Annotated in this window: 1 protein-coding gene; it reads right to left on the bottom strand. The window is 43.2% G+C overall.

Going from position 1 to position 373, the window contains the following annotated elements:
* Window positions 1-373 (bottom strand): nucleotidyl transferase AbiEii/AbiGii toxin family protein (locus NOG12_RS13145; RefSeq protein ID WP_313933504.1); only part of this gene is annotated, 373 nt, incomplete at both ends.

Below are 373 nucleotides of genomic sequence, written 5' to 3'. Positions count from 1 at the left end.
TAAACGCTCTCTCTGCTCACGTCTAAATTTACGTTGCTGACTCGGATTCCGTGTTGTCTGCGTCCAAGCAGCAGCTTCATCATCTGATTCTGCTAAGTCAGCCCAATGAATCGATAAATCAATATCCTCAGAGAATCGCTCAATGGTGCTATAGCACTTGCTCAGGGCTGTTCCACCTTTGAAGGCCACATCATGGCTATCTAATAAATCCTCTTCGTATAGCAACCGCAAAATTTCGGTTACCCAAATATCTTTCTCTAAAAAATTAGCGGCCAAACCTCTTGCGGAGTTCTGTGCTGCATAGTCGAGGATTAATTTTAGTTCCGCTCGTTTCGCTTCAGTTCTATAGTAATCAAATATGTCCATCACACTG

This window comes from Pseudidiomarina fusca (assembly GCF_032227045.1).
Lineage (GTDB): Bacteria > Pseudomonadota > Gammaproteobacteria > Enterobacterales > Alteromonadaceae > Pseudidiomarina > Pseudidiomarina fusca.
This window is presented reverse-complemented; position numbering and strand designations above follow the sequence as displayed.